The 26,008-nt window shown below is 63.7% G+C and carries 25 protein-coding genes; 9 read left to right on the plus strand and 16 right to left on the minus strand.

Translation table 11 applies throughout. The annotated features are described in order from the left end of the window. The first annotated feature begins 48 nt into the window (after window positions 1-48). Entirely contained in the window at window positions 49-435 is a 387-nt protein-coding gene (locus ACZYTC_RS00855; protein ID WP_488988693.1) for a methylglyoxal synthase, read from the plus strand. Between the two features lie 31 nt (window positions 436-466). On the opposite strand, the gene ACZYTC_RS00860 is transcribed toward ACZYTC_RS00855, so the two are convergent. Both ACZYTC_RS00860 and ACZYTC_RS00865 read right to left on the minus strand, forming a co-directional pair. Then, window positions 467-931, minus strand: coding sequence for an SRPBCC domain-containing protein (locus ACZYTC_RS00860; protein WP_488988694.1), 465 nt, complete (start codon window positions 929-931; stop codon window positions 467-469). After that, on the minus strand, window positions 928-1,266 hold the full coding sequence (locus ACZYTC_RS00865) for an ArsR/SmtB family transcription factor (protein ID WP_488988695.1): 339 nt from the start codon (window positions 1,264-1,266) through the stop codon (window positions 928-930). Before ACZYTC_RS00865 ends, ACZYTC_RS00860 begins: the two co-directional genes overlap by 4 nt. 422 nt (window positions 1,267-1,688) lie before the next feature. On the opposite strand from ACZYTC_RS00865, the gene dnaK reads away from it, so the two are divergent. The 3 genes from dnaK to ACZYTC_RS00880 all read left to right on the plus strand — a co-directional run bounded on the left by dnaK (window position 1,689) and on the right by ACZYTC_RS00880 (window position 5,907). After that, window positions 1,689-3,587, plus strand: a complete 1,899-nt coding sequence (dnaK, locus tag ACZYTC_RS00870) for a molecular chaperone DnaK (RefSeq protein ID WP_441770216.1) — start codon at window positions 1,689-1,691, stop codon at window positions 3,585-3,587. 208 nt (window positions 3,588-3,795) lie between these two features. Beyond that, window positions 3,796-4,941 carry a molecular chaperone DnaJ gene (gene dnaJ, locus ACZYTC_RS00875; RefSeq protein ID WP_441770217.1) on the plus strand — a complete coding sequence of 382 codons (1,146 nt, stop codon included), beginning with the start codon at window positions 3,796-3,798 and terminating at the stop codon, window positions 4,939-4,941. 96 nt (window positions 4,942-5,037) lie between these two features. Then, on the plus strand, window positions 5,038-5,907 hold the full coding sequence (locus tag ACZYTC_RS00880) for an SDR family oxidoreductase (protein WP_488988696.1): 870 nt from the start codon (window positions 5,038-5,040) through the stop codon (window positions 5,905-5,907). A 193-nt stretch (window positions 5,908-6,100) separates the two neighbouring features. Here ACZYTC_RS00880 and ACZYTC_RS00885 read toward each other — a convergent pair whose 3' ends face one another. The 5 genes from ACZYTC_RS00885 to ACZYTC_RS00905 all read right to left on the minus strand — a co-directional run bounded on the left by ACZYTC_RS00885 (window position 6,101) and on the right by ACZYTC_RS00905 (window position 11,903). Next, window positions 6,101-6,760, minus strand: coding sequence for an SH3 domain-containing protein (locus ACZYTC_RS00885; protein WP_441770218.1), 660 nt, complete (start codon window positions 6,758-6,760; stop codon window positions 6,101-6,103). A 140-nt stretch (window positions 6,761-6,900) separates the two neighbouring features. Next, the gene (locus ACZYTC_RS00890) at window positions 6,901-7,623 is read right to left on the minus strand and encodes a pyrimidine 5'-nucleotidase (protein ID WP_434957951.1); all 723 of its coding nucleotides are present in this window, start codon (window positions 7,621-7,623) and stop codon (window positions 6,901-6,903) included. Window positions 7,624-7,758: 135 nt separating this feature from the next. Further along, entirely contained in the window at window positions 7,759-8,649 is an 891-nt protein-coding gene (gene argB / locus ACZYTC_RS00895; protein WP_149253841.1) for an acetylglutamate kinase, read from the minus strand. A gap of 177 nt (window positions 8,650-8,826) precedes the next feature. Beyond that, on the minus strand, window positions 8,827-10,311 hold the full coding sequence (locus ACZYTC_RS00900) for an MDR family MFS transporter (protein ID WP_441770219.1): 1,485 nt from the start codon (window positions 10,309-10,311) through the stop codon (window positions 8,827-8,829). Window positions 10,312-10,646: 335 nt separating this feature from the next. After that, window positions 10,647-11,903 (minus strand): cyclopropane fatty acid synthase, encoded by a 1,257-nt coding sequence (locus tag ACZYTC_RS00905; RefSeq protein ID WP_488988697.1) that lies wholly within the window; start codon window positions 11,901-11,903, stop codon window positions 10,647-10,649. 334 nt (window positions 11,904-12,237) lie between these two features. Here ACZYTC_RS00905 and araD1 point away from each other — a divergent pair, with 334 nt between their 5' ends. After that, complete coding sequence (araD1, locus tag ACZYTC_RS00910) at window positions 12,238-13,236, plus strand: AraD1 family protein (RefSeq protein WP_488988698.1); 999 nt, start codon at window positions 12,238-12,240, stop codon at window positions 13,234-13,236. A 139-nt stretch (window positions 13,237-13,375) separates the two neighbouring features. Here araD1 and dapE read toward each other — a convergent pair whose 3' ends face one another. Together dapE and dapD are read right to left on the minus strand one after the other, a co-directional pair. Next, window positions 13,376-14,545 carry a succinyl-diaminopimelate desuccinylase gene (gene dapE / locus ACZYTC_RS00915; protein ID WP_434957946.1) on the minus strand — a complete coding sequence of 390 codons (1,170 nt, stop codon included), beginning with the start codon at window positions 14,543-14,545 and terminating at the stop codon, window positions 13,376-13,378. A 182-nt stretch (window positions 14,546-14,727) separates the two neighbouring features. Next, window positions 14,728-15,594 carry a 2,3,4,5-tetrahydropyridine-2,6-dicarboxylate N-succinyltransferase gene (gene dapD / locus ACZYTC_RS00920; protein WP_434957945.1) on the minus strand — a complete coding sequence of 289 codons (867 nt, stop codon included), beginning with the start codon at window positions 15,592-15,594 and terminating at the stop codon, window positions 14,728-14,730. A 178-nt stretch (window positions 15,595-15,772) separates the two neighbouring features. Here dapD and ACZYTC_RS00925 point away from each other — a divergent pair, with 178 nt between their 5' ends. Continuing rightward, window positions 15,773-17,014 (plus strand): aminopeptidase, encoded by a 1,242-nt coding sequence (locus ACZYTC_RS00925; RefSeq protein ID WP_488988699.1) that lies wholly within the window; start codon window positions 15,773-15,775, stop codon window positions 17,012-17,014. 5 nt (window positions 17,015-17,019) lie between these two features. Here ACZYTC_RS00925 and ACZYTC_RS00930 read toward each other — a convergent pair whose 3' ends face one another. From ACZYTC_RS00930 to upp, 6 genes are all read right to left on the minus strand, one after another. Continuing rightward, the gene (locus ACZYTC_RS00930; protein ID WP_488988700.1) at window positions 17,020-17,598 is read right to left on the minus strand and encodes a phosphatase domain-containing protein; all 579 of its coding nucleotides are present in this window, start codon (window positions 17,596-17,598) and stop codon (window positions 17,020-17,022) included. A gap of 78 nt (window positions 17,599-17,676) precedes the next feature. Beyond that, entirely contained in the window at window positions 17,677-18,576 is a 900-nt protein-coding gene (locus ACZYTC_RS00935) for an NmrA family NAD(P)-binding protein (RefSeq protein ID WP_488988701.1), read from the minus strand. Window positions 18,577-18,689: 113 nt separating this feature from the next. Beyond that, window positions 18,690-19,517 (minus strand): helix-turn-helix transcriptional regulator, encoded by an 828-nt coding sequence (locus tag ACZYTC_RS00940; protein ID WP_488988702.1) that lies wholly within the window; start codon window positions 19,515-19,517, stop codon window positions 18,690-18,692. Between the two features lie 80 nt (window positions 19,518-19,597). After that, window positions 19,598-20,926 (minus strand): ATP-binding protein, encoded by a 1,329-nt coding sequence (locus tag ACZYTC_RS00945; protein ID WP_488988703.1) that lies wholly within the window; start codon window positions 20,924-20,926, stop codon window positions 19,598-19,600. Beyond that, window positions 20,926-21,594 carry a response regulator gene (locus tag ACZYTC_RS00950; RefSeq protein ID WP_488988704.1) on the minus strand — a complete coding sequence of 223 codons (669 nt, stop codon included), beginning with the start codon at window positions 21,592-21,594 and terminating at the stop codon, window positions 20,926-20,928. Before ACZYTC_RS00950 ends, ACZYTC_RS00945 begins: the two co-directional genes overlap by 1 nt. 106 nt (window positions 21,595-21,700) lie before the next feature. Continuing rightward, window positions 21,701-22,330 (minus strand): uracil phosphoribosyltransferase, encoded by a 630-nt coding sequence (gene upp, locus ACZYTC_RS00955; protein WP_434957938.1) that lies wholly within the window; start codon window positions 22,328-22,330, stop codon window positions 21,701-21,703. A 232-nt stretch (window positions 22,331-22,562) separates the two neighbouring features. Here upp and rpoN point away from each other — a divergent pair, with 232 nt between their 5' ends. Further along, complete coding sequence (gene rpoN, locus ACZYTC_RS00960) at window positions 22,563-24,092, plus strand: RNA polymerase factor sigma-54 (protein ID WP_441770225.1); 1,530 nt, start codon at window positions 22,563-22,565, stop codon at window positions 24,090-24,092. Further along, complete coding sequence (locus ACZYTC_RS00965; RefSeq protein ID WP_488988705.1) at window positions 24,089-24,568, plus strand: MmcB family DNA repair protein; 480 nt, start codon at window positions 24,089-24,091, stop codon at window positions 24,566-24,568. Before rpoN ends, ACZYTC_RS00965 begins: the two co-directional genes overlap by 4 nt. A 14-nt stretch (window positions 24,569-24,582) precedes the next feature. Here the strand turns inward: ACZYTC_RS00965 and ACZYTC_RS00970 are convergent, their stop codons facing one another. Then, a complete protein-coding gene (locus tag ACZYTC_RS00970) occupies window positions 24,583-25,326 on the minus strand; it encodes an alpha/beta hydrolase (RefSeq protein WP_454815698.1) in 744 nt (247 codons plus the stop codon). A gap of 174 nt (window positions 25,327-25,500) precedes the next feature. Between ACZYTC_RS00970 and ACZYTC_RS00975 the strand changes: the two genes are divergently transcribed. Further along, entirely contained in the window at window positions 25,501-26,007 is a 507-nt protein-coding gene (locus tag ACZYTC_RS00975; RefSeq protein WP_434957935.1) for an SRPBCC family protein, read from the plus strand. Window position 26,008 lies beyond the last annotated feature (1 nt).

The raw sequence follows: 26,008 nt of genomic DNA on the forward strand, positions 1-26,008 counted from the left end.
TTCACATGGAATCAGATGGGAAACGCCGATCTGAAATGAGGATACCCGATGTCGAAGCTGGTCAGGCGCACTCTGGCGCTCGTCGCGCATGATCTCAAGAAGGACGAAATGGTCGAGTTCGCGCTCACGCACCGGGCCATTCTGGCGCGCTTCAACCTCGTTGCCACCGGCACGACAGGTGGCCGCATATTGGCCGCCTGTCCGGAGATGTCGCTGACCCCGCTGAAGAGCGGGCCGCTCGGCGGCGACCAGCAGATCGGCGCCTTGATCGCCGAGGGGCAGGTCCATGGCCTGTTCTTCTTCGTCGATCCGCTCTCGCCCCTGCCGCATGATGTCGACGTCAAGGCCCTGACCAGGCTTGCCCTGGTCTATGACATCCCCATGGCCCTCAATGCCGCGACGGCGCACATGATCGTGGGGCAATTGGTGGATTGAGGGTGCATCCGGAAGCCTGTCTTGCCGCCCCTCACAGAATGCCTTCGAGCCTGACATAGCTGGCTTCCATGCCATGCTCCATGCCGGTCGCCAGCATCTGCTCGCGCACCTCTGCGCTCGGCAAAGTCATGCGCAAGGTCATCAGCGTGCCCGCGCCGTCCGCTTCGAAGCGGGTCTCGACACGGTTGTCGGGCGTTGGGTCGGGCAGGTGCATGCGCTCGACATGCACGATGCGGCTGTGAGGCTCGAGCTCGATATATTCGCCCGTCAGCGAGAAACCGCCTCCGGAGCCGTCCTGCCATTCGAAGCGGATCTTGCCGCCGGGCCGGGCCTCGCTGATGCAGACCGGCATGGTGTATCCATCAGGCCCCAGCATCCATTTCTGGATGAGTTTGGGCTCGGTGTGGGCGCGGTAGACCGCCTCGGGGGAGGCGGCGAAGCGCCTGGCGACCACGACATGGGTGTCGCCTTCGGTGCGGATCGTCAATTTGGTCATGGGTTGTCCTCTTCTTTTTCGGGAAGTCCTGCGGCCAGGAGCACGTCCAGCCGGTCGTAATTGCGGGCCAGGGCCTTGCGCAGCATGCCCAGCCATTGGTCGATGGCCGCGATGCCTTCCGGGGCGAGCCGGCAGGGCCGCTTCGTCCCCTCGGCGCGGCGGACGATCAGCCCGGCGCCTTCGAGAACCTTGAGATGGCGCGAGACGGCGGGCTGCGTCATCGCGAAGGGTTCCGCCAGCTGCATCACCGTCGCCTCCCCGAGAGCCAGGCGGCTGAGGATCGCCCGGCGAGTCGGATCGGACAGGGCCGCAAAGGTGTCGTCGAGGTGGGGCATGGAGGTGACCGAGTTTTATTTATAACAATTATGTTATATAACATAATTGTTATAGTCAAGTTTTTTGTGTGCGGCCGCCGGGGCGGCGTTGCCTGCTGGAGGCGGATGGAGCTCACCAAAACCGGGTGACCATGGAGAAAGGCTGATGTATCGCTATACCGCCTGTTGGCTCGTCCCAGCCGGACCCGGCCGGGCACTTCATCGAAGAATTGTGACGAAGACGCAAATTCCTTAGCGGACAGGCAGCTTTCGCGCCTTGCGGCCCGTGAAAGCCCCCCTTATATACCCGCCGAACCCGTGATTAATCCCAACGCAATCACGGGGTTTCCGATAGGGACCGGCCGGGTTCCTGAGGGCTTTCCCGGCCTAGGCGCTGCTGCTTCGGGGCGCGTCGGTCTGCTGAATAGGAAGGATGAGAAACTATGGCTAAAGTTATTGGTATCGACCTCGGCACCACCAATTCGTGCGTAGCCGTCATGGAGGGCACGAGTGCCCGGGTCATCGAGAATTCCGAGGGCATGCGCACCACGCCCTCCATCGTGGCTTTCACCGATGATGGTGAGCGCCTCGTGGGCCAGCCGGCCAAGCGCCAGGCTGTCACCAACCCTGAGCGCACTTTCTTTGCGATCAAGCGCCTGATCGGCCGCACCTATGACGATCCGATGACCAAGAAGGACATCGGCCTGGTGCCCTACAAGATCGTCAAGGCCAACAATGGCGATGCCTGGGTCGAGGCGGACGGCAAGTCCTACTCCCCGTCGCAGATTTCGGCGTTCACCCTGCAGAAGATGAAGGAAACGGCCGAGGCTCATCTGGGCCAGCCGGTGACGCAGGCCGTCATCACCGTTCCCGCCTACTTCAACGACGCCCAGCGCCAGGCCACCAAGGATGCCGGCAAGATCGCCGGCCTCGAAGTGCTGCGCATCATCAACGAGCCGACGGCGGCTGCGCTCGCCTATGGCCTCGACAAGAAGAAGGCCGGCACCATCGCGGTCTATGACCTCGGCGGCGGCACCTTCGACGTCTCGATCCTGGAGATCGGCGACGGCGTGTTCGAGGTGAAGTCGACCAATGGCGACACCTTCCTCGGTGGCGAGGACTTCGACATGCGCCTGGTCGAGTATCTGGCGGACGAGTTCAAGCGTGAGCAGGGCATCGACCTCAAGAAGGACAAGCTCGCTCTCCAGCGCCTGAAGGAAGCAGCAGAGAAGGCCAAGATCGAGCTGTCCTCCACGGCGCAGACCGAGATCAACCTGCCCTACATCACCGCCGACGCTTCGGGTCCGAAGCATCTGGCGCTCAAGCTCTCGCGCTCCAAGTTCGAAAGCCTGGTCGACGATTTCGTCCAGCGCACCATCGAGCCCTGCCGCAAGGCCTTGAAGGATGCCGGCCTGGCCGCTGGTCAGATCGACGAAGTGGTGCTGGTCGGCGGCATGACCCGCATGCCCAAGATCCAGGAAGTCGTGAAGCAGTTCTTCGGCAAGGAGCCCCATAAGGGCGTCAACCCGGACGAAGTGGTCGCCATCGGCGCCGCGGTCCAGGCCGGCGTGCTGCAGGGCGACGTCAAGGACGTGCTGTTGCTCGACGTGACCCCGCTGTCGCTGGGCATCGAGACGCTGGGCGGTGTCTTCACCCGCCTGATCGAGCGCAACACCACGATCCCGACCAAGAAGAGCCAGACCTTCTCGACCGCCGAGGACGGCCAGACGGCCGTGACCATCCGCGTCTTCCAGGGCGAGCGTGAAATGGCCCAGGACAACAAGGCGCTCGGCCAGTTCGACCTCGTCGGCATTCCGCCGGCGCCCCGCGGCATGCCGCAGATCGAGGTGACCTTCGACATCGACGCCAACGGCATCGTCAATGTCTCGGCCAAGGATAAGGCGACGAGCAAGGAGCAGCAGATCCGCATCCAGGCTTCCGGCGGTCTTTCCGATGCCGACATCGAGAAGATGGTCAAGGACGCCCAGGCCAATGCCGAGGAAGACAAGAAGCGGCGCGAGCTCGTCGAGGTCCGCAACCATGCGGATGCGGCGGTGCACCAGGCCGAGAAGTCGATCAAGGAGCTTGGCGACAAGATCTCCGAGGCCGACAAGTCGACCGTCGAGGCAGCGGTTACCGCGCTCAAGTCCGCGCTGGAAGGCGAGGATGTCGAGCTGATCAAGACCCGCACCAACGATCTGCAGCAGGCTGCCATGAAGCTGGGCGAAGCCCTCTATCAGCAGCAGGCCGCGGGCGCCCCGGGCGACGAAGCCGGTACGAAGAATGACGATGTTGTTGACGCCGACTTCGAGGAAGTCGACGACAGCAAGAAGCGTGCGTAATCTTCGACGATCTTGTGCGAGCCCTCGCCAAACGATGCAGGCCGAAAGGTCTGTATCGGATATGGCGGGGGCTTTCGCACACCTCCAGAGCAGAGTGTGTTCCAGCGGAAACGCACAGTGCTCGAACTCGTTATTTCAACGCGTCTTTGCGGTCTCGGTGATTCCACCATCGCAAAACGCCTTCGCTGGGGTGCTTTGAGCGATTCCGATGGCCAAGCGTGACTATTACGAAGTGCTCGAGGTTACTCGCGAAGTAACCGAAGTCGAACTCAAGGTTGCTTTCCGCAAGCAGGCGATGAAGCACCATCCCGACCGCAATGCCGGTGACAAGGATGCCGAGGCCAAGTTCAAGGAAGTGAACGAGGCCTATGAAGCCCTGAAGGATCCGCAAAAGCGCGCGGCTTATGACCGCTTCGGGCACGCCGCCTTCGAGCAGGGCGGCATGGGAGGCGGAGGCGGCGGTTTCGGCGCAGGCGGTGGCTTCGGTTCCTTCTCCGACATCTTCAACGATATCTTCGAGGATCTGGCCGGGCGCGGCCGCGGGCGCAGCAATTCGGGCGGGCGCGAGCGCGGCGCGGATCTGCGCTACAACATGGAGATCACGCTGGAGGAGGCCTTCAACGGCAAGACCGCCACCATCAAGATCCCCACATCCGTCACCTGCGATTCCTGTTCCGGTTCCGGTGCCAAGGCTGGGTCCAAGCCCAAGACCTGCGGAACCTGCGCCGGCCATGGCCGCGTGCGCGCCACCCAGGGCTTCTTCTCTATCGAGCGCACCTGCCCGACCTGCCAGGGCCGTGGCGAGGTCATCGACAATCCCTGTCCTTCCTGCGGCGGTGCCGGCCGCACCACGCGCGAGCGCACCCTTTCGGTCAATATTCCCGCCGGCGTGGAGGACGGCACGCGCATCCGTCTCGCCAATGAGGGCGAGGCCGGCGCGCGGGGCGGGCCTTCGGGCGATCTCTACATCTTCCTGTCGCTGGCTTCGCACGAATTCTTCCAGCGCGACGGCGCGGATCTACATTGCCGCGTACCGATTTCGATGGTGACGGCCGCCCTCGGCGGAGAGTTCCAGGTGCCCACCGTCGATGGCAGCAAAGCCAAGGTGGCAGTGCCCGAAGGTACGCAGACCGGGCGGCAGGTGCGCCTGCGCGGCAAGGGCATGCCGGTGCTTCGTGCGCGCGAGCATGGCGACATGTATGTCCAGTTCTTTGTCGAGACACCCAAGAATCTCACGCGCCGCCAGCGCGAATTGCTGGCGGAGTTCGACGAGCAGTCGTCGAAGGAGACACAGCCAGAAAGCGCCGGTTTCTTCGCCAAGGTCCGTGATTTCTTCGACGGGCTCGGACAGTAATGAGGGGCGGGTCTTCAGACCCGCCTTTATCGTGAGGCCGGAAGGGAGACTGGCGGGTCTGAAGACCCGCCCCCCGAAACGGCGGGAATGTATTGCATGAATCTCCTGATCTTCGGCCTCGGCTACACCGCCTCGCATTTTGCAGCTCGCTACGGCGACCGCTTCGCCAAGATCACTGGTACCTTCCGCTCGTCGGCGCCCCACGAGAAATTGCCGGAGCTGCCTGGTGCCACGCGTCTGGCCTATGACGGCCTGGCAGGCTCGCCGGCGGTCGATGCCGCCATTGCCGAGGCGACGCATATCCTCACGTCCATCGCCCCCGATGATGACGGCGATTCCGTATTGCGGCATTTCGGTGCCGCCCTGCGGCAGGCACCGAAGCTGCAATGGATCGGTTATCTCTCCACCGTCGGGGTCTATGGCGATGCCGGGGGCGCCTGGATCGACGAGACCGCGCCGCTGCGCCCGACCATGGAGCGCAATGCCATGCGGGTCGATGTCGAGAAGGAATGGCTCGATCTTGGCCGTGGCAGGGACGTGCCGGTGCAGCTTTTCCGGCTGGCCGGCATTTACGGGCCGGGACGCAACGCCGTCGTCAATTTGAAGCGGGGCACTGCCCGGCGCATCGTCAAGCCGGGACAGGTGTTCAACCGCATTCATGTCGAGGACATCGCGGGTGCGGTTGCGGCCGGCATGGAGAAACCCGACGCGGGGCCCGCCTTCAACGTCACCGACAATGAGCCGGCGCCCCCCCAGGATGTGGTCACCTACGCGGCCGGTTTGCTCGGCGTGTCGCCGCCGGCCGAGATCGCCTATGACGAAGCGCAGATGACGCCGATGGGCCGCTCCTTCTACGGCGAGAACAAGCGCGTCTCGAACCGCCGGGTCCGCGAGGAGCTGGGTTATGCGCTGCGCTATCCGACTTATCGCGAAGGCATCCGCGCCTGTTTCGACGCGGATGCGTGAGCGCTTCGTGGCTGATTGAAGCCTCTGATTTGCAACAATAGAAGCATCAGTGTTTGTCATGCCCGGACTTGACCGGGGCATCCAGACGTCCGGCATTCACAGCGCTAGACTGGATTGCCGGGTCAAGCCCGGCAATGACAAGGATCGCGTTCTTTTTTTCGACAGCCACCACCCCGGGTGAGTGACGCTGCCCTCATTGCGGAATAATCGGCCGCGTGCTGCCGATCGGCCTTCCCGGCCGGCCGGGGCGGAAGACCGGCTTCGGACGCGGGCCGCCATGATGAGGTGGCCGGACGCCGGGCGGGCGAACGCCAGGTGGACGAACGCCAGGAGGGCGGACCACCGGAGGACGTGTCCCGGGCGGGCCTATGACGGGCGGACGCGGGCGCCAGCCCGGCCCGTGATGCGGCGGCCGCGGTCGGCCATGGCCCCACCAGGTGTTGTACCAGGGACGCCGCGCATAATAGCGGTCCCAATAGGCATAGCTGAAGACGATGGCGGGGATCGCCAGCGCGCCGATACCGACATTGCGGTTCGCCGCAGCGGACAGATATTTGTTCGCCGACCAGCCCCGCTCTCCGCGCACCGATATATCGCACCAGGATCGGTCGCTCAGGCAGCCATGGATGAGCACGGATTCGCCTGGACGCAAGGTGGTGACGGCCGGATATTGGGTGCCGGGTCCGGCACGCAGATTGACATTGGCGGTGGCATAGCCCCGGACGGCCGCCTGCGCGCCGCTTGCCAGCAGGAGGATGCCGCTGCTGGCTAAAGCGGCGACGAGCAGGGCCCGGATCAGGCGTGGGATACGAATGAGGAGGCCCGTCATATCGGGCTGAGGTAAGGGCATCATGCAACCCCGTGCGGTGGAAGCCGCCCTGAGGGAAAGCCGGAGCGGCCTGACCCGGCCGACAATGCAACGGGCGGGCGCCCTCGCCAAGCGGGCAAGCCGATTATTTCGGTATTATTTGGTAGATTGCCAGCAGCGGTGCTTCAGAGCGAAGCCGACAGATCGGTCAGGAAACCGGCAATGTCGTCCGTGATGTAGTCGATGTGCTCGGCCTGGACGCGCTCGATTTCCCAGGCATCGCGCACGATCTCGGCATTGTGCTTGGGCACGACCAGCACGGTGCGCATGCCCCGATCATGCGGCACGATCAAATTGCGCGAAAGATCCTCGAACATGGCAGCACGGGCCGGGTCGACGTCGTGGCGGGCGAAGAAGCTCGCATAGGTGTCGGCGGCGGGCTTGGGCAGATAGTCGGCTGAGACGATGTCGAAGACATCGGCGAAATGCTCCTCGACACCCAGGCGCTTGACGATGTTCAAGGCGTGCCGGGTAGTGCCGGAGGTGAAGATCAGCTTGCGGCCGGGCAGCAGGCTGAGCGCCGTGCCGAGCAGCGGGTTGGGCTCCAGCGGCGAATGGTCGATGTCATGGGCAAATTCGAGGAAATGCGCGGGGTCCACGCCTTCATCGATCATCAGGCCGCGCAGCGAGGTGCCATAGCGCTGATAGTAGTATTTCTGCAGCCCGCGCGCGGTGAGGCCATCGACGCCATAGTAATTCGCCATCCAGGTGGTGATGCGGTTGTCGACCTGCTCCCACAGATTGGCGTGGTGGGGGTAGAGCGTATTGTCGAGATCGAAGACCCATGTGTCGACATGGGCGAAATCCGCCGACAGCTTTTCCCTGATTGTGGCTACGCTCTGATCCATGCTCGTCTCTACCATCCTTATCGCAGCATCCGGTGGCAAAGTTAAGGATGGATTGCCGGTTCCTGGGAGAGCGGACATCTCGACGACATGAAAGCATGTCGTGATGTCCGCTCTCCCAGGACTTGACGAAGCGCCTCAGCGCCGGATCAGCGTGCCGGCGCCGTGATTGGTGAGAAGTTCCAGCAGCACGGCGTGCGGCACCTTGCCGTCCATGATGACAACCGCTTCGACGCCCTTTTCGAGCGCATAGATGCAGGTTTCGACCTTGGGAATCATGCCGCCGGTGATGGTGCCGTCGGCGATCAGGCGGCGGATGCCTTCCACGTCGATTTCCTCGATCAGGTTCTTGTCCTTGTCGAGGATGCCGGGCACGTCGGTCATCAGCAAAAGGCGAGTCGCGCCGAGCGCCCCCGCGATGGCGCCCGCAAAGGTGTCGGCATTGACGTTGAAGGTGCCGCCATCATCCGACGCCGCCACCGGTGCCAGGACGGGGATGATCTGGGAATGGATGATCTGGTCGAGCACGGTGGTGTCGACCTTGTCGGGCTCGCCCACGAAGCCGAGATCGACAACTTTCTCAATGGCGGAATCGGGATCGTAGACCGTGCGCGTCGCCTTCTTGGCGGTGAGCATGCGGCCATCCTTGCCTGATAGCCCGACGGCACGCCCGCCGGCGGCGTTGATGAAGCCGACGAGCTGCTTGTTGATCGAGCCGGCCAGCACCATCTCGACCACTTCGACGCTGGCGGCGTCGGTGATGCGATGGCCGGCGGCGAATTCGGACTTGATGCCGAGACGTTCCAGCATTTCCGAAATCTGCGGGCCGCCGCCATGCACCACCACCGGATTGAGGCCGGCCTGTTCGAGCAGCACGATGTCGCGGGCGAAGTCGCGGGCAACCTGCTCGCTGCCCATGGCATGGCCGCCATATTTGACGACGATGGTGGCATCGTCGTGCTGCTGCATGTAGGGCAGGGCTTCGGAAAGGATTTCGGCCTTGTCGTGGACGCTCAAATTAGGGCTCATGGCTGGGGGATCCGAAAGAGACTGGAAGCGCTTTTACAGCATGTTGCGGGCATGAAAAGAGGCGATTGGCACGAAAGCAAAACGCGTTCAGGCGGAAATGGCTCTTTGCTTTCGAATGTGCGTCGGCGCGTTTTGCGATTCCCGGTGATTCCACGAGACCGCAAAGCGCTCGGGCGGTCACTCCATCGCCATCGAAGCCGGCTCGACCTTGGTCCGCAACGGCCGCTCTTCCATGCGAAACAGGGCGCAGAGCGTGGCGAGCGATCCGAGCGCGGCGGCCAGGAATACCCAGCGGAACACCGAGCCGATATCGCTGCCGGCCACGGCGATCGATGTCGCCAGCGTCTCGATGGTGACGTTGGCGGCGAGGTCAGCCGGCAGGCCTCCCATCACGATCGCCCCGAACACCGCCACGATCAAGGCGCCGCCGAGCGAACGGAAGAAGTTCATGGCCCCGGTTGCCGTGCCCATCTGATGCTGCAGCACGGCGTTCTGGATCGCAACCGTGGTGACCGGCAGCATGGTGCCGATGCCCAGCGAGGCTAACGTCAGCAGGATTTCAAGCACCGCCAGCGGGAGGGCCTGCGGGTTGATCGAGATCAGGGCGAAGGCGAGGGTCGAGACGGCGAGACCGACCAATGGCGGGCGCTTATAGTGCGTTATGCGCGCCATCAAGCGGCCAGACAGCGTTGCCCCGGTGACGGTGCCGACCATCATCGGTATCAAGGCCAGGCCCGACTGGCTGGCCGTCAACCCATAGACGCCTTCCAGGAGGATCGGCATGTAGATCGTCATGCCGATGAACACGCCCATGCCGAAACAGGCGGCGATGGTACCTGCCGCCACCACCGGATTGGCGAGGATTTCGGTAGGGATCAGCGGCTCGGGCGCGGTGCGCAGGCGAATGACGAAGGCGATCCAGAATAGGACCGAGAGGCCGAACAGCCCGAGGATCGGCGCCGAGGTCCAGGCATAATGCGGGCCGCCCAGACTGAGGGCGAGCAGCAGGGCGATGGTCGCCACGGCCATCAGCCCCGCGCCGAGGAAATCGAGCTTATGCGGCCTTTCATGGCGCGGCAGCTTCTTGAGCACGGAATTCGTCATCCCGAAGGCGAGCAGGCCGAGCGGCAGATTGATCCAGAAGATCACCGACCAGTGGAGCTTTTCGGCCATGAAGCCGCCGAGCACAGGCCCGGCGATACTCGAGGCGACGAAGACGGTAGCAAAATAGGCCTGGTAACGAGCCCGTTCCCGCGGCGGAATGATATCGGCGATGATGGTCTGTGCCAGGGAGATCAGCCCGCCGCCGCCGAGGCCCTGCAGGGCCCGCGCCAGGATCAGGGTGAGCATGGTCGGGGCGAGGGCGCACAGGATCGAGCCCGCCATGAAGGTGCCGATCGCCACCAGCAGCGTTACGCGTCGGCCGTTGATATCAGCCATCTTGCCATAGAGCGGCGTCACCGCCGTCGAGGTCAGCAGATAGATGGTAACGACCCAGGGCAGATTCTCGAAATCGCCGAGCACACGGCCGATCGTCGGCATCGCCGTGGCGACGATGGTCTGGTCGAGCGCCGCAAGGAACATCGCCACCAGCACGCCGATGATGATCGAGCGTATCTCGTGGGGGCTCAGTGCGGAACTGGCCTGTTCGGACTGGGTCATAACGGCTTTCCGGAAGCTCGATCGCGGCTTCCTGTTTCATAGAGCGGAAAGAAGAGGCGGGCCCGAAGACCCGCCTCTTCTTGTAAATGGCTTGAATGGCGTTCTCTGGAACATGATCCGATCAAGACGATCGGATCATGTTCATCAAGTCTCTGCTTGAACGCATAGTCTTGTCCAAAAAGTCGTGCAACTCTTTGGGTTTATGCTCTGGCGACCCGCCATCGATGATCGGTTGCGAGAGCGTCTTTTCGATCCGGTTGGATCGGAAGGACGCGTCTGCCTTTTTTAATTCCGAGCATCATCCGATCCAGCGGGGGCGGATGATGCTCCTGCGCCTACTCGGCCGCCTCGCGGGCCGGCGCGGGAACCGGCTGCAGATCGAGCGGCAATCGGCGTTCGGCGTCGCCTATATAGTCGCGCGTCAGCGGCACGGCGTTGATCGACTTGGCCACCTGGATCTGGAAGACCATGTGGCCGCCCCACCGGAAGGTGGCCTCGGAGGCCGCCAGATACATCTCCCACATCCGGCAGAATCGGTCATCATAGAAGGAGCGGATCTGGTCGCGGTGGTGGTTGAAGCGCTCGCGCCAATGCTTGAGCGTCTCCGCATAGTGGATCCTCAGGATCTCGATGTCGGTGACGATCAGGCCGGCGCGTTCGATTGCCGGCAAGACTTCCGACAGCGCCGGCGAATAGCCGCCCGGGAAGATATATTTCTGGATCCACGGATTGGTGGCGCCGGGCCCGTCCGACCGACCGATGGCATGCACGAGGCCCACGCCGTCATCGCTCAACAGCGCGGCGATCTTGCGGAAATAGGCATCGTAATGATTGACGCCGACGTGCTCGAACATGCCGACCGAGACGATGCGGTCGAATTTCCGGTCGAGAGCGCGGTAGTCGATCAGTTCGAAGCGCACACGGTCGGCGATGCCGGCGGCCTGAGCCCGGGCGTTGGAAACCCGGTGCTGCTCCTCCGACAGGGTGATGCCGGTGACATCAGCCTTGGTTACCTCGGAGATGTAGAGGCCCATGCCTCCCCAGCCCGAGCCGATGTCGAGGACCTTCACGCCTGGTTTCAGCAGCAGCTTGGCGGCGATATGCCGCTTCTTGTAAGCCTGCGCTTCTTCCAGCGTGATGTCGAGGCTGGGAAAATAGGCGCAGCTATACTGCCGATCCACATCCAGGAAGAGGTCGAACAATTCGTCCCTCAGATCGTAGTGATGGGCGACATTGTTCTTCGACTTTCCGGCCGGATTATACTGAGCAATGCGCCGGCCGATCTTGCGAGCGGCGGAGGCAATGTTACTCAATGGCCCGATCGAAACAGACCAGCCGATATTCTGCATGAACAGGGCAAGCATCTCATAGACGTCGCCCTTCTCGATGACGAGCCGGCCATCCATGAAAGCTTCGCCGACCTCCAGTTCCGGGTTGGTGAGTAGCTTCCAGGCTGTCGCCTTGTCCTCGATTCGTATCGTGCTGGAAAAACCTTGATCAGATCCGTAGGTATGAACGTGGCCTTCGGGATCAATAACCGTAAGTGCACCCTTTTTAATCAGGCGCTTCAACATAGTATCTAGAATAAACATCTGCAAAAACCCTGGCGGATTCGCATCGCTGGAGCCCGTTCGGTCGCCTGCCACTGTTGCCGTGCAGGGAGGACCACCACTTGCCGGCTGGCAGATTCGACACGATCCGTTCCCAAATTGAACGCAATTTGAGCAGGGATGCAATTGTTTTTCTGCACGTCCTAAACAAAATCAAAACCGCGCGGGTCAGCGCTGGCCCCGAATATTGTCCGGGCATCAGAATTCGCCCGATCGTCTTGCTCCGCCAATTGATCGCCGCCGCTATTTTACCGTTGCGCTCTGTCGAATGCTTTCTATGATGCGCCTCTGCGAATTTGTCTGAGGAATGTGCCTGGTGTCTCCCACTCCCTTACGTCTTGCCCAATTGCGCCATCAGGGTCAGCGCACTGTCGTCGCCACAAACGATGGTGTTTCTCGCCTCATCCGCGATACTGAGTCGGTACTGGACCTTGCCAATGCCGCGATCGCTTCGGGTCACAGCCTGCGGGCCGAAATCGAGCGGCGAGGCCTGGGGGGAACCGTCGACCTTGCGGCTGCGCTTGCCGCCGGCGAGATACTGGCGCCGATCGACCATCCTGATCCCAGCCATGTCATGGTTGCCGGCACCGGGCTGACCCATCTCGGCAGCGCCGAGGGGCGCGACAAGATGCATCAGGATCTGGCTGACCTGTCGAAGGCCACCGATTCGATGAAGATGTTCCGCATGGGGCTCGATGGCGGCCGGCCGGCGCCGGGCAAGGAAGGCGTGCAGCCCGAATGGTTCTACAAGGGCGATGGCTCGACGCTGATTCCCCCGCAAGGTGCCTTGCCGTCGCCATCCTTTGCCCTCGACGCCGGCGAGGAACCGGAACTGGCCGGCATCTATGTCAACGGCCCCGACGGCTCACCCTGGCGCATCGGCTTTGCGCTCGGCAACGAATTCTCCGACCACGTCACCGAGCGGCAGAACTATCTCTATCTCGCCCATTCCAAGCTGCGCGTCTCCGCCATCGGGCCGGAGCTTCTGGTCGGCGAGGCGCCTGCCGACATCCGCGGCACCTCGCGCATTCTGCGCCAGGGCAAGGTGATCTGGGAAAAACCCTTCCTCACCGGCGAGGCGAACATGTCGCACACCATTGCCAATCTCGAGGGCCATCACTTCAAATACCAGCTGTTCCGCCAGCCCGGGCATGTAAACGTGCATTATTACGGCACGGCGACGCTAAGCGTCTCCGATGGCGTGGTGACCGAACCGGGTGACGTCTTCGAGATTTCGGCCGAGCCGTTCGGGCTGCCGCTTGCCAATCCGATCAGGCGCGTGGACGCGCCATGGCCGACGGTGAAGGCTCTTTAAAGGAGCGTGGAAGAGGAGCGCTGACAGCTCAGCGATATGCACAGCATATCGTGATGTCCGCTCTTTTCCGCCAGCGCGCCGGTTTCAGGAGCGGACATCGCCCCATGACTTTATGGGGCTGTGGTGTCCGCGCTCCAAATTACCCGAAATACTGCCCGAGGATGCGCTGGTAGATCCGGGTCAGGCTCTCCAGGTCGAGGATATCGACGCGTTCGTCGATCTGGTGCATCGTCTTGCCGACCAAGCCGAATTCCACCACCGGGCAGACATTCTTGATGAAGCGGGCATCCGAGGTGCCGCCGGAGGTCGACAGCACCGGCCGGCGGCCGGTTTCCGCCTCGATCGACGTGACGATCGCATCGACGAAGGCACCGGGCGGGGTGAAGAAGGATTCGGAAGCCGAGCGCTCGAAGACGAGGTCATAGGCGACCTCGTTGCCCGCGGCGCCGTCGAGCTTGGCCCGCACCCACTCTTCCAGGCTTTGCCGGGTCCAGCGGTCGTTGAAGCGGATATTGAAGGTCGCGCGAGCGTCGGCGGGAATGACGTTGAAGGCGGGATTGCCGACATCCACCGAGACCACCTCGAGATTGGAGGCGTCGAAATGGTCGCTGCCATGGTCGAGCTCGCTTTGGGTGAGGGCGGCGAGCAGGCGCACCATCTGCGGCACGGGATTCATGGCCAGATGCGGATAGGCGACATGCCCCTGCTTGCCATGCACGGTGATGATGCCTGACAGCGAGCCGCGCCGGCCGATCTTGACCATGTCGCCGAGAGCGTCGGGGTTGGTCGGTTCGCCGAGAATGCAATGGCCGATGCGGTCGCCCTTGGCGACGGCCCAGTCCAGCAGTTTCACGGTGCCGTTGATGGCTGGGCCTTCCTCGTCGCCGGTGATCAGGAAGGCGATCGGCGCGTCGGGATTGATGTCGAGATGACGCAGGCTCGCCGCGACGCTGGCGGCGACGCCGCCCTTCATGTCCACCGCGCCGCGCCCATAGAGCTGTCCGTTGACGATGTCGCCCGAGAAGGGCTGATGGCGCCAGCGTGCCTCGTCGCCCGGCGGCACCACGTCGGTATGGCCGGCGAACATCAGGGCCGGCTTGTCTGGCGGTCCGATGCGCGCGTAGAGATTGAGGACATCCGGGGTGTCCTCGTCGCTGAACGGCACCAAATGGGTGGTGAAGCCGTTTGCCTGCAGCACATCGGCCAGCAGCGTCAAGGCACCGCCTTCCGCCGGCGTGACGGAGGGGCAGCGGATGAGGGCTTGGGTGAGCGCGACAGGATCGCGGGGGTCGAAGGTGAGATCGGTCATGGGGCTCCCTTTACCCTCCCCTGGTGGGGGAGGGTCGACGCGAAGCGTCGGGGTGGGGTGACTTCTCCGTAAAAATGAGTTGTCACCAATTGCGGCAAGATCTGCGTATTTTCACCCCACCCCGGCCTTGCAGGCCGACCCTACCCTCTCCAGGGGAGGGTAAAACGGGGAGCTTCCAAGGCTCAGTGGTTTCCGTCGCGCAGCAATTCGTTGATGCTGGTCTTGGAACGCGTCTGCGCATCGACCGTCTTGACGATCACCGCGCAATAGAGCGAGGGGCCGGGGCGGCCGTCCGGCAGCGGCTTGCCCGGCAGGTTGCCGGAAACCACCACTGAATAGGGCGGCACATAGCCCTTGTAGATCTGGCCGGTGGCCCGATCGATGATGGTGGTGGATGCGCCGATATAGACGCCCATCGAGATCACCGAGCCTTCGCCGATGATCACGCCCTCGACCACTTCGGAGCGGGCGCCGATGAAGCAGTCGTCCTCGATGATGGTCGGATTGGCCTGCAGCGGTTCCAGCACGCCGCCAATGCCGACGCCGCCGGACAGATGCACGTTCTTGCCGATCTGGGCGCAGGAGCCGACGGTCGACCAGGTATCGACCATGGAGCCGGTGGAAACATAGGCGCCGAGATTGACGAAGGATGGCATCAGCACCACGCCGGGCGCGATATAGGCCGAGTGACGCACCACGCAATTGGGCACCGCGCGGAAGCCGGCCTGGCGGAATTCCGTTGTGCTCCAGCCCTCGAACTTGGAGGGGACCTTGTCCCACCACAGAGTGCCGCCCGGGCCGCCCGCGATGGTGGTCATGTCGTTGAGGCGGAAGGAGAGCAGCACCGCCTTCTTCAGCCATTGATGGGTGTGCCAGGATTCCCGGCCGGTCGCGCCGGGGACTTTCTCGGCCACGCGCAGCTTGCCCTCGTCGAGCAGGCCGAGCGTATGGTTGACGGCTGCCCGGACTTCGCCCTTGGTCTCGAAATTGCACTGGGCCCGGTCTTCCCAGGCGGCGTCGATCACGGTCTGCAGGCGGGCGATTTCCATGGCGTATCCTCACACAATCTTGCCGCAAATGCCGCGCGAAAGCCGGAGCTGTCAAGTTCCAGTCCGTCGTGGACTGGCCTAATCTTCCTCTCTTGTCGGTTGTGCCGACAAAGGGCTTGACGGCGCGGGGCATCATTGATGGTCTGCGCGCTCGATTGTTCCCCTTTTGAGGTTTGCCATGTCCATTTCCTCCGAGAGCCATTCAAAGCGTCTCGACAAGCTTGCCGAGACGGCCGTGAAGGTCGGCCTCGGTCTCGCGCCCGGCCAGGAATTGGTGATGACGGCCTCGATCGAGGCCCTGCCGCTGGTGAGACGGATCACTGAGCATGCGTACAAGGCCGGTGCGAGCCTGGTCACCACCCTGTTCTCCGACGAAGAGTCGACGCTGGCGCGCTATCGCTTCGCGCCGGATGCCGCTTTCGACACTGCCTCGGGCTGGCTGTTCGACGGCATGGCCGCGGCCTTCGACCGGGGCGCTGCCCGCCTCGCCATCGCCGGCGAGGACCCCTCGCTGCTGGCAGGCCAGGATCCGGCCAGGATCGCGCGGGCCAATCAAGCGCGCTCGGCCGCCTACAAGCCGGCACAGAAGCGCATCGTCGGCTTCGACATCAACTGGAACATCGTCTCCTACGCGTCATCGGCCTGGGCCAAGGCCGTGTTTCCCAACGAGCCGGAGGAGGTTGCCGTCGCCAGGCTGTGGGACGCCATCTTCGCCGCCTCCCGCATCGATTCGAATGACCCGGTCGCCGCCTGGGCGGAGCATAATCACAACCTGCATGCCCGCGCCGCCTATCTGAACGACAAGCGCTATGCCGCCCTCCACTATACCGGGCCGGGCACCGATCTCACCATCGGCCTCGCCGATGGGCATGAATGGCTCGGCGGCTCGTCCAAGGCCAAGAACGGCATCACCTGCAATCCCAATATCCCGACGGAGGAAGTCTTCACCACGCCGCATCGCGACCGGGTGAGCGGCTATGTCTCCTCCACCAAGCCGCTGTCCTATCAGGGCACGCTGATCGACAAGATTGCCGTGCGCTTCGAGGTGGGACGCATCGTCGATGCCGACGCCGCAAGCGGCAAGGACGTGCTCGCCAAGGTGCTGGAGACCGATGCGGGGGCCAGTCATCTCGGTGAAGTGGCGCTGGTGCCGTTTTCCTCGCCGATCTCCCAGAGCGGCCTGTTGTTCTACAACACGCTGTTCGACGAGAATGCCGCCAGCCATATCGCGCTCGGCCAGTCCTACAGCCAATGCTTCGTCAATGGCGGATCGCTCAGCCCGGAAGAGCTGGCAGCGCGCGGCGCCAACAACAGCCTGATCCATATCGACTGGATGATCGGCTCGGGCGAGATCGACATTGACGGCATCGGTGCCGACGGCAAGGCCGAACCCCTGATGCGCAAGGGCGAGTGGGTGTAGCCGGCTCAGCTCTTCGAATAGCCCAGGCTGGCCTCGAGGTTCTCGAAGGTGTCGTCCATGGCGTAGCTGCGCAGGAAAGGCAGCGAGAAATGCCCGAAGCGCAGCGACATCTGGCTTTCCGCCTGCGCTTCGCTCACCTTCGTGATCGCGGCGAGATAGAGGGCGGCGGCCAGACCGCTGCGGTCCGCACCGCCTTCGCAATGGATCAGGATGGGTTTTTCCGCATTGCGCAGCAATTGCACCAGGGCGTCCGCCTGGAGGCCGCTCAATTGGCGTGACGCTGACATGGCGAAATCGACATGCGTGACGCCGAGCCGGGCTGATTCGGCGATCTCGGCATCGTACCAGGCGGTGCCGGCATTTCTGCCGCGCAGATTGATCACCGTGCGGATGCCCGCCTCGCGGACATAGTGCCTGAGCCGCCCGGGCGTGGGTTGACCCGAGCGATAGAGCTCACCGGCGACCACGGTGTGGAAATTGCCGCCGAGATATTGCAGGCCGAGATAGATTGCGCCGACGGCCAGGAGGGCAACACAGGTGAGAACCGCAGTCAGGAGAGCACTCCGCAACCGGGCGGTGCTCATTGCGCGGCGCCCGAAAGGGATTTCATACGCAGAACCGTTGCTCAACCTTCGCCTCCGACCACTTGTCGTCGGCGTGTTCTAGCCCTGTGGAATTAGGGTAGACTTAGGGGGGCCGAGCATGGCCGCCAGGGCCTGGTGCAGGCCGGTGTCGCCGCGCCTGACATTCCCGATGGCCGCCTCCACGTCGATGCGTTCGGCATTGTGGGCATCATACATGTCGGCGACGAGCTGGGCATAGCTCGTACTCAGCCCGCCCTGTGCCAGCGCGGGTAGCCATTGGGCGCGCGGCAGCGCCCGTGCCACGATTTCCCGGCCGGTGAGGGTGGCCAGCGCCGAGGCGACATCCGCCGTGCTGTAGCGCTCCGGGCCCTCCGCGTGAAAGATACGAAGCCCGTCTTTGGCGCCGGTCGTCAGCAGCTGGGCGGCAATCTCTCCGAGGTCGGCGGCCGAGATGGTGGGGAACAGCTTGGTCACGGGATGGTGCAGGCTTGGCAGTACGCCCGTTTCGATCGCCCGCGGTAACAGGCGGGCCCAGTTCTGCATGTGCTCGGCCGATCTTACCAGGGTCAAGGGCAGGCCCAGACCGCGAAGAGCCGCTTCCAGATGGTGGAAGGTCAGGGCAATGCCGGTATCGCGGGTGTGATGGGCGCCATAGTCGGAAATCGCCAGCACGGATCCCGGACCGGCGTTGGCCAGGGCTGCGCTGATCGCCTCGATCGAGGCCTGCATCTCCGCGCTGGCATCGTCGCTGCGCGGGCTGATGGGGCAGATGATCTGAACCGCCTGCGCCTCCCGCAGGGCGTGGCGCAGGGCCTCGCCGTCATGGATATCGGCCATGGCGATGTCGCAGCCGAGGGCTTGCAGGGCCGCCGCATGGCCTGCGTTTCGAATGACGGCCCTCACCGGTGCGCCGAGCCGGCGGAGCGCTTCGATCGAATGGCGGCCGACTTTGCCGTTGGCGCCCAGAATGACGAACATCGTGTCTGTCCTCGCTTGCTGTCGAGGCGCGATTGGAAGCCGTTTCGGCAGGTGTCGTCGCACGCAAAGGGATGGCGAGGAGCAGAAAGGGATGGAAAAAGGGCTCTTTGCGGTCAGGCCGCTCGCTCCCGCCTCAGGCGGACGAGGCCGGCCGGCGTCACGCCCAGGACGCGCTTCATGGCGTGAGCGAGATGGCTTTGATGGGCAAAGCCGGCGCTCAGGGCGACCTGGCTGATCGGCAGTTCGCCATCAGCGAGCAATTGCCTGGCATGCTCCACCCGGCGCCGGATAACGTATTGGTGCACCGGCAGGCCGAACGAGCGCCGGAACAGGACCTTGAGGTGCGGCACGCTGATGCCGGCGATCCCCGCCAACACCGCGAGGGAGAGATTGTGTTCGAGGTGGCTTTCGATGAATTCGACCAGACGATTGTGCTGCCTTGCCGACAGTGTCTGTCTTGCCGAAATGGCGGCCAGCCTCGCATGTCCGTCGATGAGGCGGACGGCAAGGGCGGAACCGAGGCCTTCGGCAACCAGGCGGTCGGTCGGGATCTGCCGCGCCGGCTCGGCCAGGGCCTTGGCAATATATTCGATCCTGGAGTCGCGGCACTGGAAACGCGGTATCAGCCTGACGCGGTCGGAATCGATCTCCAGGTCCTCGGCAGCCTTGCGCAGGAGGGCAGGGCTTACCCATAGGCGCAGGATGGTGCAATCGGCGTCATCCTCCCACTCGCCATCCAATCCTGCCGGAACGATGTCGATATCGCCGTCGGACTGGATTCGGATGTGGCGCTGGCCGTCGCAGCGGCAGGATGCGTTGACCGGCCTGCCGACATGAACGCCTAGCCGATGGAAGGGGGATGCCGGCACCTGTGTGAGGCCGGCGGCAATGTCGCGGCGCTCGACCGCGATGCCGATGGTATCAAGCCAGTCCGCACTCATGATCGCTCCAATCACCAAACCGGATATGCCGATTATGTGGCAACGAAGGAAGCTCACGACCAGCCTGGCCGCGGCATATTTCAGGCCCCTGTCGGGGCATTCGCGATCTCGCCGTCCAGGTGAGCCGAGACCAGGAGTTCGGCCACCAGGCCGCTGCGATCCACCCGATTGGCCAGAGAGAGGGCGATACCATGGCCGTTGGCGATGGATCTAGCGATCGCCAGCCCCAATCCGGTGCCTTCGACGTGCTGCGGCGCGGCCCGGAAGAAGCGTTCGAAGACACGTCCGAGCAGGTCCGGATCGAGCCCCGGCCCGGTATCGGTGATGCGTATCCCACGCCCTTCGTCGATGGTTTCGACCGTGACTTCGCCACCCGGTTGGGTGTAGTGCAGGGCGTTTTCGATCAAATTGGTGAGCAGTGTCCGTAGTTGCCTGGTGTCGCCGGCCAGGGGAACCTCGCTGTTTCGCCGCAAGCTCAGATGCAACCCCCCAGCCTTGGCGATCGGCTCGAGATCGGCCACGCAAGCCTCGGCCAGTGCGCCGAGATCGACAGGCGTGCGTTGCTGCCCGCTGGCACCGGATTCCAGGCGGGCCAGCTGCAGCATCTGGTTGGTGAGATGGGTGGCGCGCCTGGCGCCTGCCTCCAGGTCGTCGAGCCTGGTGTTCAGTTCCTTGCCTCGGGCAAGAGGCCTGAGATTGCCGATCTGCAGGGTGAGAGCGGCGAGCGGGGTACGCAGCTCATGGGCGGCATCGGAGATGAAACGGCGCTGACGTTCCAGCGTCTGCTGCAGACGGGATAGCGCGCGGTTCATCGCAGCAACGAGCGGCAGGACCTCCGAAGGCACGCCCGTCACGGGGATGGGCATGGTATCGGCGACGGATCTCTCCGACAGGGTCGCCGCGATGCGGCCGAGCGGCTTCATCACCACATAGATGACCAGGCCGAGGAAGAGCCAGGCGACAGGGATGAGAATGATGATCGGCAGAACGGCACCGAGGGCCGCATGCTCGGCCAGCTCGGTACGTGCCTCGATTTGCTGGGCGATCTGAGCCGTGCGTTCTCCCTCGGCGAGAGTGTAGACCCGCCATTCATGCCCGGCGACGATCTCGTTCGAGAAGCCGGTACCTTCGCCGCGCGGAATGGCAATGGCGGGATTGGTCGAGCGCATCGGCGCGCCGGCGTCATCCCAGACCTGGACGAGCAGATCGTCCTCGCGGTTGCGGGTGCTCTTGATGGCGGGGCGCAGATTGCGCGCTTCCAGGGCATAGACGGCCACTTGCTGCAGCTGCTTGTCGAGAAAGCGATGGGCTTCACGCCGTACGGCGAAGTTGGAGGCGAGGGCCGCGCCGATGCCGACCACCAGCAGCACGGCGGCGATGGCTGTAAGGCTCGACCAGCGCAACGACATCAGGGAGCGTCCTTTTCGATCATCCAGCCCGCTCCGCGCGAATTGCGGATGATGTCCTTGCCGAATTTCTTGCGGATGGAGTGGATCAAGACCTCGACGGCGTTGCTCTCGACCTCCTCGCCCCAGCCATAGAGGCGTTCCTCCAGCTGGCTGCGCGAGACGATCGCGCCGGGACGCTCCATCAGCACCAGTATCAGGGAAAAGACTCGTGCGGTCAGCACATGGCTTTGGCCGTGATAGGTGACACGATGGCTTTCGAGATCGAGTTCGAGATCGCCATGGACCAGCGTGGAGACGGCCTGGCCGCCATGGCGGCGACGCAGTACGGCGCGAATTCGGGCGAGCAGCTCGCGCATTTCGAAAGGCTTGACGATATAGTCGTCGGCGCCGAGGTCGAGGCCGTCGACGCGATGGTCGAGGTCGTCCCTGGCGGTGATGATCAGGACGGGCGTGGTGTCGCCGGCCCGCCTGAGATCGCGCAGCAATTCAAAGCCGCTCTTGCCGGGCAGGCCGTTGTCGAGCAGGACGACACCATAGCCGTGGCGTTGCAGGGCGGCCTCGCCGTCGGCACCGTCCCGGGCCCAGTCCACCGCCATGCCGGCATCGCCGAGTGCCTGCAGCAGCGCCTTTCCGATCATCGGGTCGTCCTCGATCAGAAGAATGCGCATGGGGCCGCCGTGGAAACAGGGTGAACTCGGCGAGGATGGCAATCAATTGAGGGCTGATCAAGGAAACGCCCCAGGAACGTCCTTGGAGCGCGCCAGGTATTCCCGCCTACTTCGTCCCGTAGATGCGGTCGCCGGCATCGCCCAGGCCCGGCACGATATAGCCGTGGTCGTTGAGATGGCTGTCGATCGCCGCCGTCCAGATCGTCACGTCGGGATGGGCCTCGCGCAGATGCTTGATGCCCTCGGGGGCGGCGAGCAGGCAGACGAAGCGGATGTCCTTGACGTCGCGGGCCTTCAGCCGCTCGATGGCAGCGACGGCGGAGTTGGCCGTGGCCAGCATCGGGTCGAGCACGATCACCAGGCGCTCCGCCACATCAGGCGGGGCCTTGAAGTAATATTCCACGGCCTGCAGCGTGGCGGGATCGCGGTAGAGACCGATATGGGCGACGCGGGCCGAGGGCACGAGGTCCAGCATGCCTTCGAGGAAACCCTCGCCGGCACGCAGGATCGGCGCCAGTACCAGTTTCTTGCCGGCCACGCGCGGCGCCTGCATCTTGGTCAGGGGCGTCTCGATCTCGACCATTTCCAGCGGCAGGTCACGGGTGACCTCGTAGCAGAGCAGGCGCCCGATCTCGTTGAGTAACTGCCGGAACCCCTTGGTCGAGCGATTCTTGTCGCGCATCAAAGTGAGCTTGTGCTGCACCAGCGGGTGATCGACGACTATCACGCCTTCCATCGGAGTTCCCCTTCTTCACATTCTGCCCTTACCTAGCCGATTTCTCGGCCGGGGTAAGGCATCATAATGCGCCTTCCACGCCTTTCATCGCCCTCGGCGTCAGGTTGTGCCTCCGGTCTTCCTCTTTTTGTCGGCTTGCCTGCCGAAAAATCTGGCGTGAAACTTGCTTCTGGCCGCCGTCCATGCAGGATGCTGCCCGCAACAAGACTGCTAATCAGGATCGTCCGCGTTCATGGCGTTGTCGCAAAGGCTTGAGTTCCGCCAGACCCAGTCGCTGGTGATGACGCCGCAGTTGATGCAGGCGATCAAGCTTCTGCAACTGTCCAATCTCGATCTCACGGCCTATGTCGACGCGGAATTGGAGCGCAACCCGATCCTGGAGCGCGCCGATGGTGAGATCTCGCGCGAACCCGAGACGCTTGCGACAGCGCCTGTCGATCCCGCCGCGGGCGATTGGCTGAAAGATGACATGGCGCCCTCCCGCGAGGCGATGGAGCAGGGGCTCGGCACCGATCTCGACAATGTCTTTCCCGACGAGCGGCCCGCCGACAGGCAGGAAGCGCCGGCGGCGATCGAGCAGCTAGCCGGGAGCGATCCCTATGTCTCGTCCTGGTCGAATGTCGGTGCGGGCGGCCATGGCGGTGACGATGACGTCAATTACGAGAGCATGGCCGCGGCCGGTATTTCGCTGGCCGATCATCTGGAGACGCAGCTTGATCTGGCAACTCGGGATCCCAGGCACCGGCTGATCGGCCGCTTCATCATCGATATGATCGACGAGAGCGGCTATCTCGTCGGCGATCTGGCCGATCTGGCCGAACGCCTGGCGGCGGCGCTCCAGGAGGTGGAGGCCGTGCTCGCCATCGTGCAGGGCTTCGAGCCGAGCGGTGTCGGGGCTCGTTCGCTGAAGGAGTGCCTGGCGCTCCAGCTCAAGGAGCGCAATCGGTTCGACCCGGCCATGGCCGCACTGCTCGACAATCTGGAGCTGGTGGCCAAGCGCAACATCCCGGCTCTCCGGCGCCTATGTGGTGTCGACGAGGAGGACGTGACGGAGATGATCGCCGAACTGCGTGGCCTCACGCCCAAGCCAGGCCTGGCCTTCGGCTCCACGCCGGTTCAGCCGGTGGTGCCCGACGTCCTCTTGCGCGCCGCACCGGACGGGACCTGGATGGTGGAACTGAACCCCGACACCTTGCCGCGCGTGCTGGTCAATCAGAACTACTATGCCCGCGTGGCACGGACGGCTCGTAGCGAGACGGACAAGACCTTCCTGACCGAGGCCTTGCAGACGGCAAACTGGCTGACCCGCAGCCTGGAGCAGCGCGCACGCACCATCCTCAAGGTCGCCACCGAGATCGTGCGCCAGCAGGACGCCTTCTTCTCCCTCGGCGTGCAATATCTGCGTCCGCTCAATCTCAAGACCGTGGCCGATGCCATCGGCATGCATGAATCGACGGTGTCGCGCGTTACCGCCAACAAGTTCATCGCCTCGGCCCGCGGCCTGTTCGAGCTCAAATATTTCTTCACCGCCTCGATCTCCAATGCCGAAGGGGGGGAGGCACATTCGGCCGAGGCGGTGCGCCATCGCATCCGCCAGATGATCGATGCCGAAGCACCCAATGCCATCCTCTCCGACGACACCATCGTTGCGTTGCTGCGCAAGGACGGCATCGACATTGCCCGGCGTACCGTCGCCAAATATCGCGAATCCATGCGGATCGCCTCCTCGGTGGAAAGGCGGCGGGAGAAGGCGGGACGATGACGAGCGGTTTGCCGGTCCTGCCCTTAGACGGCCGCCAGTCCGCCGCGGCCCTGACGATCCAGCGCGGTGCCAGCCGGCTCCTGCGCCAATACGGCCTGACGCCAGTACCAGAGGTGACGCTGCCCAATGGCCGCCGCGCCGATCTGCTCGCCGTCGGCCGCAAGGGCGAGATCTGGATCGTGGAGATCAAGTCCTCGGTGATCGACTTCCAGGTCGACCACAAATGGCCTGATTATCTCACCTATTGCGACCGGCTGTTCTTCGCCGTCGGTCCGGATTTCCCACTGGCTCTGCTTCCCGAGGAAGCCGGCAGCATCGTGGCCGACGCCTATGGCGGCACATTGCTGCGGGACGCTCCCGAGCAGCGCCTTGCGGCGCCGACGCGCAAGGTCCTGACCCTGCAGCTCGCCCGCCTGGCAGCAGGACGGCTGCATCAGGCCATGGATCCCGAAGGTGCGTTCGGTTTCGGCGAATGACGTGCCCGAAGGCGCTATTGCCCGGCAAATGAGGTGATGAGCGCCACCAGCTCCGTATCCTGGCCGTTGAAGCCATGATGCGCGCGGGACCGGCAGGGATTGCCGGTTTGCAGGCCGCCCTCCAGCCATTTCACCGTGACCCGCTCGCCGGCCCAGGCCTGGAAGGGCGCGACGCCGGCCGGCCTGGTGAAGCGGCAGCCATCCTGCCGGTGATGCACCACGAGGGTGGGAGGCAGCCGCCCGGGGGAGCCGAGTATGGCCATGACGCTCGGGGAGGGACCGGACTCCTTGCTGAGGAAAGCTGAGGTCAGTACCAGTCGGTCCGGCTTGGCGCCCTTTACCAAGCCTTCGGCGGCCCGGGGCGTGCCGGCGGAGGTGGCCACGACCGTGACGGGCCGCTTGAGGCCTGCCATGGTTTCGACCGCTGTGGCGAGGTTGGTGCCTTTGTCCACGAGCAGGACGTTATAGCCCTTGGCGGCAAAGGCGTCGCGGTTGCGGATGAGCACATTGTCGGCACCGCTGCGAAACTGGCCGTTGGGCCCGACATCGAGCCGGCCGTCACCGCCGGTGAGCAGGATGAGGTTGCCCTTGGCATTGGCATGACGGATCAGGATGTTTTCGATGCCGGCAACTGCCACGGTCTCGCCGCCGCTGGCAATCGGGGACGTCTGGGCGAAAGCGAGACCGCTCGGTGGCAGCAGACCCAGGGCGCAGAGTGCCACGGCCACCCATCCGCGAAGCGATGTGTTCCGATTCATGATTCGAAATGTCCTTGTTGTGGCTCATCGATAGGAAACAAGGGTTGCGGCTGGATTACGGGAGTGGGGAGCGACGACAGCAGGCAGCAGCAATTTTACATCCCTGTCTTGCTCCGCGGCCGTCGGTCATGATCTATGAAGCAAAGGGGCATATGGCCCGGGAGGAGCAGTTCCATGGATATGAGCGGTTCGCAGCGCATCGAGGCTTCGCGCGAGAAGGTCTGGGAGGGCCTGAACAATCCCGAGGTCCTCAAACAGTGCATTCCGGGCTGCGAAGCGATCGAACTGGTCTCGCCGACCGAGATGACCGCCAAGGCCGTGCTGAAGATCGGGCCGGTCAAGGCCACCTTCAACGGCAAGGTGACGTTGTCTGACCTCGATCCGCCCAATGGCTACACCATTTCCGGCGAAGGCCAGGGCGGCGTCGCCGGCTTTGCCAAGGGCGGCGCCACCGTGCGTCTCGAGGCCGATGGCGAAGAGGCTACAATCCTTCACTATGACGCCAAGGCCGATGTCGGCGGCAAGATCGCCCAGCTCGGCGCGCGCCTGATCGATGGCACGGCCAAGAAACTCGCTGGCGATTTCTTCGAGAAGTTCGGCCAGGCGATCTCGCCCAAGCCGGAAGGCGAGGAAGCCCCCGCCGAACCGGAAAAGAAGGGCTGGTTCGGCCGCAAGAAGTGAG

It is taken from the genome of Labrys sp. F242, from assembly GCF_057813875.1.